Below are 8,353 nucleotides of genomic sequence, written 5' to 3' on the forward strand. Positions count from 1 at the left end.
TAAGGGGATGAGTTAATTGAATATTAAATATGCTCTTTTAGATTCATCATATAAACATATAAAATATAGTGATGTTCCTAAAACTATATGGGGGAAAAAAGATATGGAAATCACTATTGCAAAACAAGAAAAATTTGCATTTCAACTAATGTTAAATTGCAATGAGGAAATTTATTATTCATTAGATAAAAATAATAATCTTAGTTGGAAAGGTATTAAAAATAGATTAAGATTAGAATTAAATTTAGATAAAAAGTTAGAAGAATATTTTAATATTGCATTTTTAGGTTATATAAAAGATGATACAGGAATCCTTGTTAGTGATCCTATTTTAAGAGAACCAGGACTTTTGATAGAAGAAGGAATTTCACAGATGATATGGATAGAGGGTGTAGTACCTTCTTCTTGGGAAAATAAAAATATAGATATAAACATTGATATATACAGTCAATGTGGCTTTGGTGATGAAGAAAAAATAAAAACAGTTAAAGTAAAAGTGAATGTTATGGATATATGTTTAAGTCCATTAAATAAGTCTGATTTTTATCTAGATTTATGGCAACATCCAAGCAATTGGGCCAGAATGTATAAAGTTCCTCTTTGGTCTAAAGCTCATTGGGACATTATAAAAATTTATCTAGAGGAACTAGCATCTATGGGTGAAAAGGTTATTACAGCAATTGTTTCAGATTTTCCATGGGCAGGTCAATCTTGTTATAAATTTTCAAAAAATGCTTCAAACCTTTTTGAGCACAACATGATTAAGATAATAAAGAATAAAAATGGGAAACTATTATGTGATTTTTCTATTTTAGATAGATATATTGAAATATGCATAAAACTGGGAATAGATGAAGAGATAGATTTATTTGGCCTTTTAGGTAACTGGGATGCCTTTGATTTTGGAAATCCTATTAAAGACTATAAAGACCCAATAAGATTAAACTATTATGATGAAGGTAGTGAAACTTTTAAATACATAAGTACAAAAAAAGAGTTAAAAGTTTATATTACATCATTGTTTAATCATCTAATAGAAAAGGGTTGGTGGAATAAGGTTTATGTGATGAGTGATGAACCTAATAATCCAGATCTTTTTAATGAGTATGTTGAATTTATTAATTCTTGTTCAAAAGAACATAAAGTGTTTTATAAGACGGCTGTTCATGATAAAAAATTTATGAAAGAGTTTTCTAAAAAAGTAGACTCTCTTTCTTTAAGTGCACCTTTTACTATAAGTAGTTTAAATAACTTATATGAAATGAAAAAATATTTTGATGAAAAATTAGGAAAATTTACATGGTATGTTTGTTGTTTCCCTCAAAGACCTAATAATTTTATAAGCTCTCCTTTTATAGAAAATAGGCTAATTGGATGGTTTACATATTATTTTGGACTAGATGGATTCTTAAGATGGGATTATGCTATATGGCCAGATGATCCTTGGAATGAACCAAGCTATAAGTTTCCAAGTTGGAAAGCTGGAGATATGTTCTTTGTCTATCCAGGAAAGGACTTAAAGCCAGTACGTTCAGTTCGTTGGGAAAACCTAAGATTTGGAATTCAGGATTATCAACTATTTAAGCTTCTAGAGGAAAAAGGATTTTCAAAGAAAGAAATAGAAGAAAAATTCATGGAAAAAGCTTTAGGAAAAAAAGAAGAAATGAAGGCTCCATGTGATAGAAGTGTAGATTTAAATTATAAGCTTGAATATGATTTATATAATGAAATTAGAAAAATTATTATGGAAAAATTAATTTGTTTCTCTTAAAGGTCTTTTTACTATAATATCTTCATTTGTATGGAATATAAATTTAAAATAGAAACAAACTTAATTGTAAAAGCATCTGACGATAAAATGTTAGATGCTTTTTATTTTAATATTTATATTTGTTAAACATTGTCGAAATATTTCGTGTTTGATATAATTTTAAGTGTATTAAAGGGATATATTGGAATACTATTTATAAGGAAAATACTTTTTATAACGAATAGGAAATTATATTCCTTTATATTCCTATTTAAATTGTGGATAAATATAAATTCCGTTATGAGTTTCAAAAAAGTCTACATTTAAAATCTTTAGAATGAAGAGTTTTTTATTAAAAAAGAAAAAGAGGTGCATTTTATGCAGGAAGATAAAAATTTAAAAATAAATGTAAATGATTTATTTTTTGCTTTAGATATAGGAACTAGAAATGTAGTAGGTATTGTAGGAAGGAAAAATGAAGATAATTTTGATGTAATAGATCATGAGATTATAGAGCATCCAGATAGAGCGATGTATGATGGACAAATACATGATATAAACAAGGTTTCTGAAGTTGTAAAAAAAGTAAAGAGAAGATTAGAAGAACGTTTAGGAGTAGAATTAAAATATGTATCTATAGCAGCAGCAGGTAGAGCCCTTAAAACAAAGAGAGTAAAAGTTGAGATGAATATAGATAGTACTGTAGAAATAGAAAAAAGAATTATAAACTCTTTAGAACTAGAAGGAATTCAAAAAGCTCAGGAAGAAATATCTCAAGATGAAAAGAATAAATCAAGTTATTATTGTGTAGGACATACTGTAGTAAATTATTATTTAGACAACTCACCCATAACAAATCCTAGGGGGCATAAAGGCAATAAATTAGAGGGAGATATAATTGCAACTTTTTTACCACATATAGTAGTAGATAGTTTATATACTGTAGTTCATAGAGCAAATTTAGAAGTTATAAGTTTAACTCTAGAGCCAATTGCTGCTATAAATATTTGTATACCACAAAAATTTAGATTATTAAATTTAACTTTGGTAGATATTGGAGCAGGAACTTCAGATATAGCTATAACTAAAGATGGTGCTGTAGTTGCTTATGGAATGGTATCCATTGCTGGAGATGAAATAACAGAAGCTTTATCAAAATCATTACTTCTTGACTTTGTAACAGCTGAAAAACTAAAAATACAACTTAATATAAAACATGAACATACTTTCTCGGATATAGTTGGAATGTCTTATAATATGACAACAGATGAAATATTAGATAAAATAGATGATTCTATAAAAAATCTTGCGAATAAAATTAGTGAAACTATAGTTGAATTTAATGGCAAAAAGCCAAGTGCGGTATTTTGTATAGGAGGAGGAAGTCAAATTCCAAGACTTACAGAATATATAGCTTTAAACTTAGATATACCTAAAGAAAGAGTTGTTATAAAAGGATCTGAAGCTCTTGAAAATATAAATTTTGAAAAAGAAAAGCTAATAGGTCCAGAATATATAACTCCTATAGGTATAGGATGTATATCATCTAATGCAGATGAAGAAGATTTTCTTCAAATAATGGTTAATAAAACACCAATAAGATTATTTAATTCTAAGGAACTTTCAATTTCAGATGCTTTAGTTTTAGTAGGATTCAATCCAAGAAAATTAATTGGGAAAAAAGGAAAAGACTTAATATACTATTTTAATGGAAAAAAAGAAAAAAAGTTAGGTTGTTATGGAGAATCAGCTAAAATTTATATAAATGGAGAATTAGGAAGCCTTGATACTAAACTCAAAAACAAGGATGTTATAGAGATAGAAGAAGCTGTAAATGGGGAAGATGCAAAAGTTTATATAGAAGATTTGATAAAGCTATATAATATTGATGAATATAAATATGATATACTTATTAATGATGAATTAGTATCATCAAACTATGAAGTTAGGGAAAATGACTATATAGAATTAAGAAGAAAAAATAGTGATGAAACAGAAATAGAAACTATAGAAGAAATTAATGAGAAAACTATAGATTTAAATAAAAAAGAAGGGTATAATTCTAATAAATATATAACAGTTAAAGTAAATGGAGAAGATATAGACATTAAAAAGAAAAATAGGGATGTAATTTTTGTGGATATTTTTGATTATATAGAGTTTGATAGAACTAAAGTAAAAGGTACATTGATTTTAAAATTAAATGGAAGAAAAGCTAATTATACAGATATATTAAGAAATAACGATGTTATAGAGGTTTATTGGGAATAATAATTAATTTATATGAAGTCCCGTATTGTTTTAACAATATTGGGACTTTATATATAAATAATTGGGAGTGATTATATGGAGGTTACCAGAAAAATCCTTATCATGAATAAAAAAGGTATTCATGCAAGAACTGCAGCTATGATAGTTTCATTTGTAAATAATATAAGAAATAAATATAATGTTAAAACATATATAAAAAAAGATAAGACAAATATAAAAATACCTATTTCTAGTATGTTAGCTTTAACATCATTAAGAATAAAGCAGGGAGAAACTATTATAATTAGTTGCATTGGTGAAAAATGTGAATCAGCTCTTGATGAAATAGAAAATTATATATCAGGTCAAATAGATCAGAAAATGGATGATATAGAAGAACTTGATAAAGTTTTAGAGGAAAATACTATAAATATAACTAGTGAATTAGAATCAATTAAAGAAATAAAAGATAAATTTGGAAGTATACTTAATCATATTAATGATGGAATTTGTTTGATGGATAATAAAGGTATTATAACTTATGTTAATACTGCTTATGAAAAAATATTTAAAACAAGAGCTGAGGATATAATAGGAAAAAATGTAAAGAACGTATATCCAAATAGACCAAGTATTAAGGCATTAGATGAAAATATAAATATTTTAAATGTTGTTATGGATGAAAATAATGATAAGCAAATAATTTCAAATTCAAATTCAATATTTGCAAATGGAGTATTTAAAGGAGTTTTAACTACTTATAAAGATGTTACTGATTTGAGAAAAATGATGTATAATTTGGATAAGGCTAGGGAGAAAATAAAATATTATGAAGAAGAGCTTGATAAAAAAAATAATGTACATGAAGCTTTTAATTTTATAATAGGAAAAAGTTCACTGCTTAAAGAAGCAATAGCCATGGCATTTAAAGCTGCTAAAACATCTGCAACTGTAATGATTAGAGGAGAAAGTGGCACAGGTAAAGAACTTGTTGCTAAAGCTATACATGAAGCTAGTAAAAGAAAAAAAGGACCATTTATTAAAGTAAATTGTGCCGCTATACCAGAAAACTTGCTTGAAAGTGAATTATTTGGATATGAAAAAGGTGCTTTTACAGGTGCTTTAAAAAGAAAAATAGGAAAATTTGAACTTGCAAATGAGGGAACAATTTTTTTAGATGAGATTGGTGAAATAAACTATAACCTTCAAGCAAAGCTTCTTAGAGCAATACAAGAAAAAGAAATAGAAAGACTTGGAGGAAATACACCTATAAAAACAGATATTAGAATAATAGCTGCTACAAATAGAAATTTAGAAGAAATGGTATCTGATAATATTTTTAGAGAAGATTTGTATTATAGATTAAATGTTATACCTATTATACTTCCCCCTCTTAGAAATAGAAAAGGAGATATTCCTTTATTAGTAGAGCATTTTATTGAAAAGATTTGTAATGAGGAAAATATACCAGTAAAAAATATATCTAATGAAGCATTAAAATATTTAGAGGAATATTCATGGCCTGGAAATATTAGAGAACTTGAAAATCTGATTATGAGAGCTATCGCATTAAGTGAAGAAGAAATAGATATAAATAGCTTTCCAACATTTATCAAATCTATATCTAAAAATAAAAATCTTATAAATTTAAAAGGTAATGATTTAGCTACAATGGAAGAATATGATAGAGAAATAATTAAATTAGCACTTGAAAAACATAAATCTTTCAATAAAGCGGCAAAAGCTTTAGGACTTACACATAGGACAATATCTTTAAAGGCTAAAAAATATAACTTATAATTTAAAGAAAGTTGATAAAATTTATCATTAGTTAATAAATTTTATCAACTTTTTCTTATAAAGCATTTTAATTTCTAGTTTTTATATTAGGTGATTTAATAATTATTTTTATAATAAAATTAAGTTACTTCAAGAAATTTGAAAGAAGCAATTACTTATAAAATAGAGGTTTATAATATATGGCATAATAGTTGCTTGTATATAATACTAAGTAAATTATACTGAAAATCTATACTGAAAATTATCAGAAAAGGTAAAATATATAGGAGTGATAGGAGTGATAAAATGTTAGAAAAGAAAATTATTGTAAAAGAACAAAATGGATTACATGCTAGACCAGCAGGAGCAGTAGTTAAAATAGCAGGAGAATTTAAAAGTAGAGTGTATATAGATGTAAATGGAAAAAAGGCTAATGCCAAAAGTATAATGGGAGTGATGTCCTTAGGAGTAAAAGAAAATCAAGAAATAACTATCATAGTTGATGGAGAAGATGAAGGTGATGCATTAAATGCGTTGGTTAAGTTAATAGAATCAAATTTTGAAATTTAGAATAAAATTTAAAATTATATGTAAAAAAATTAAAAGGGGGAATTAAAATGAAAAAAATTATTAATAATGTAGAGGAAATAGTAAATGAAATGTTAAACGGGATAGTAAAAGCACACCCAAATCATGTTAAAAGAATAGAAGGATTTAATGTATTAGTAAGAGCTAATTCTCCAGTGCAAGGTAAAGTTGCATTAGTTAGTGGTGGGGGGAGTGGACATGAGCCGTCACATGCAGGATTTGTAGGAAAAGGAATGCTTGATGGTGCAGTAGCAGGAGAAATATTTACATCACCAACTCCAGATCAAATACTTGAAGGGATAAAGGCTGTTGACTGAGGAAAAGGAGTATTATTAGTAATTAAGAACTATTCAGGGGATGTAATGAATTTTGAAATGGCAGCTGAAATGGCAGATATGGAAGGAATTAAAGTAGAAAAAGTAATAGTAAATGATGATGTTGCTGTTGAAAACAGTACATACACAATTGGTAGAAGAGGGGTAGCTGGTACTATATTTGTTCATAAAATTGCAGGAGGTGCAGCTGAAGAAGGAAAAGACTTAGAAGAGGTCAAAAAAATTGCTCAAAGGGTTATAGATAATACTAGAACAATGGGAATGAGTTTAGGGGCATGTACTGTTCCAGCTGTTGGAAAACCGAGTTTTGAGCTTAAGGAAGATGAAATAGAAATGGGTCTTGGAATTCATGGAGAACCAGGAACTCATAGAGAAAAAATATCTAGTGCAGATCAATTAACAACTTATATGTTAAATAAGATACTAGAAGATATGACAGTTAATAAAGGTGAAGAAGTAGCTGTATTAGTAAATGGACTTGGAGGAACTCCATTAATGGAGATTTATATTGTAAATAGAAAACTACATGAATTATTAGAAGAAAAAGAAATTAAGGTAGTTAAAACTTTACTTGGAAATTATATGACTTCTCTTGAAATGCCAGGATTTTCAATTAGCGTAATTAAATTAGATGAAGAATTAAAGAGATTATTAAAAGCATCAGCAGATACACCGGGATATAAAGAAATATAATTTAAGAAAAGGGGAAGAAATTATGATAGACAAGAAAACGTTTTTACAAATAATAAATACTTTATCAGATAACATTATAGCAAACAAAGAAATTTTAAATGAACTTGATATGGCAATTGGAGATGCGGATCATGGATCGAATATGGCTAGAGGATTTAGTGAGGTAAAGAAAAAATTAGAAAGTATTAAAGATTTAGAGTTTGCTATAATATTAAAAACAATAGCAATGACTTTAATTTCTACAGTGGGTGGAGCTTCAGGACCACTTTATGGAACTGCGTTTTTAAAGGCATCAGGAGCAGTGGCAGGCAAAGAAACTCTTGAAGCTGATGATTTAATTTGTATTTATGAAGCAGTTATAACTGGAATTAAGCAAAGAGGACAGTCTGATAAAGGACATAAAACAATGCTTGATGCAATAATACCTGCTTATGAAGCATTTAAATCTTCAATAGAAAGTGGAAATGATTTAAATACAGCAGCACTTAAAGCTGTAGAAGCTGCAGATGAAGGCGTTGAATATACAAAAACTATAAAAGCAATTAAGGGAAGAGCAAGCTTTTTAGGAGAAAGAAGTATTGGGCATGCAGATCCAGGTGCAACTTCAAGTTATATTATTATAAAATCGATTGCAGATGTAATTAAAGAAGATTAGATTTAAGGGAGCATTCCTGTAATGAATAAATTTGAACTTTGATAAAAAAAGTACCTCCTGATAGAATACAGGGTGTAAGGTTGCAACTTACCCCGAATTAAAATAAGACTATCAATGGAGGTACTACAAATGAATTATACACAAAATAAAAAGATTTCGCAAATAACAGAATCAACTTTAATTATTGGAATAGATATAGCTAAATATGCACACGTTGCTAGAGCTCAAGATTTTAGAGGAATTGAGTTAGAGAAGTATATTGAAGTTTCAAATTCTATTGAAGGGTTTCGTAAGTTAACTGAA

At 27.5% G+C, this 8,353-nt stretch carries 5 protein-coding genes and 2 pseudogenes; all 7 read left to right on the top strand.

Going from position 1 to position 8,353, the window contains the following annotated elements:
* The first annotated feature begins 16 nt into the window (after positions 1 to 16).
* Positions 17 to 1,771 carry a DUF4091 domain-containing protein gene (locus BUA77_RS01955; protein ID WP_072886768.1) on the top strand — a complete coding sequence of 585 codons (1,755 nt, stop codon included), beginning with the start codon at positions 17 to 19 and terminating at the stop codon, positions 1,769 to 1,771.
* A gap of 357 nt (positions 1,772 to 2,128) precedes the next feature.
* Positions 2,129 to 4,021, top strand: a complete 1,893-nt coding sequence (locus BUA77_RS01960) for a cell division protein FtsA (RefSeq protein WP_072886770.1) — start codon at positions 2,129 to 2,131, stop codon at positions 4,019 to 4,021.
* A 75-nt stretch (positions 4,022 to 4,096) separates the two neighbouring features.
* The gene (locus tag BUA77_RS01965) at positions 4,097 to 5,800 is read left to right on the top strand and encodes a sigma 54-interacting transcriptional regulator (protein WP_072886772.1); all 1,704 of its coding nucleotides are present in this window, start codon (positions 4,097 to 4,099) and stop codon (positions 5,798 to 5,800) included.
* A 285-nt stretch (positions 5,801 to 6,085) separates the two neighbouring features.
* Complete coding sequence (locus BUA77_RS01970) at positions 6,086 to 6,349, top strand: HPr family phosphocarrier protein (protein WP_072886774.1); 264 nt, start codon at positions 6,086 to 6,088, stop codon at positions 6,347 to 6,349.
* A gap of 89 nt (positions 6,350 to 6,438) precedes the next feature.
* Positions 6,439 to 7,395 (top strand): annotated as a pseudogene (gene dhaK / locus BUA77_RS01975) (dihydroxyacetone kinase subunit DhaK).
* 22 nt (positions 7,396 to 7,417) lie between these two features.
* Positions 7,418 to 8,050: a dihydroxyacetone kinase subunit DhaL gene (dhaL, locus tag BUA77_RS01980; RefSeq protein ID WP_072886776.1), complete on the top strand. Its 633-nt coding sequence runs from the start codon at positions 7,418 to 7,420 to the stop codon at positions 8,048 to 8,050.
* Positions 8,051 to 8,179: 129 nt separating this feature from the next.
* Positions 8,180 to 8,353: pseudogene (locus tag BUA77_RS13470) on the top strand (IS110 family transposase); the annotation flags it as partial.

Origin of the sequence: Tepidibacter formicigenes DSM 15518 (genome assembly GCF_900142235.1) — a bacterium.
GTDB classification, from domain to species: domain Bacteria; phylum Bacillota; class Clostridia; order Peptostreptococcales; family Peptostreptococcaceae; genus Tepidibacter; species Tepidibacter formicigenes.

What these genes read in the sequence shown, in the direction of transcription:
- BUA77_RS01960 (WP_072886770.1), top strand. Translation starts at nt 2,129, where the DNA reads ATGCAGGAAGATAAAAATTTAAAAATAAATGTAAATGATTTATTTTTT.
- BUA77_RS01965 (WP_072886772.1), top strand. Translation starts at nt 4,097, where the DNA reads ATGGAGGTTACCAGAAAAATCCTTATCATGAATAAAAAAGGTATTCAT.
- BUA77_RS01970 (WP_072886774.1), top strand. Translation starts at nt 6,086, where the DNA reads ATGTTAGAAAAGAAAATTATTGTAAAAGAACAAAATGGATTACATGCT.
- dhaL (WP_072886776.1), top strand. Translation starts at nt 7,418, where the DNA reads ATGATAGACAAGAAAACGTTTTTACAAATAATAAATACTTTATCAGAT.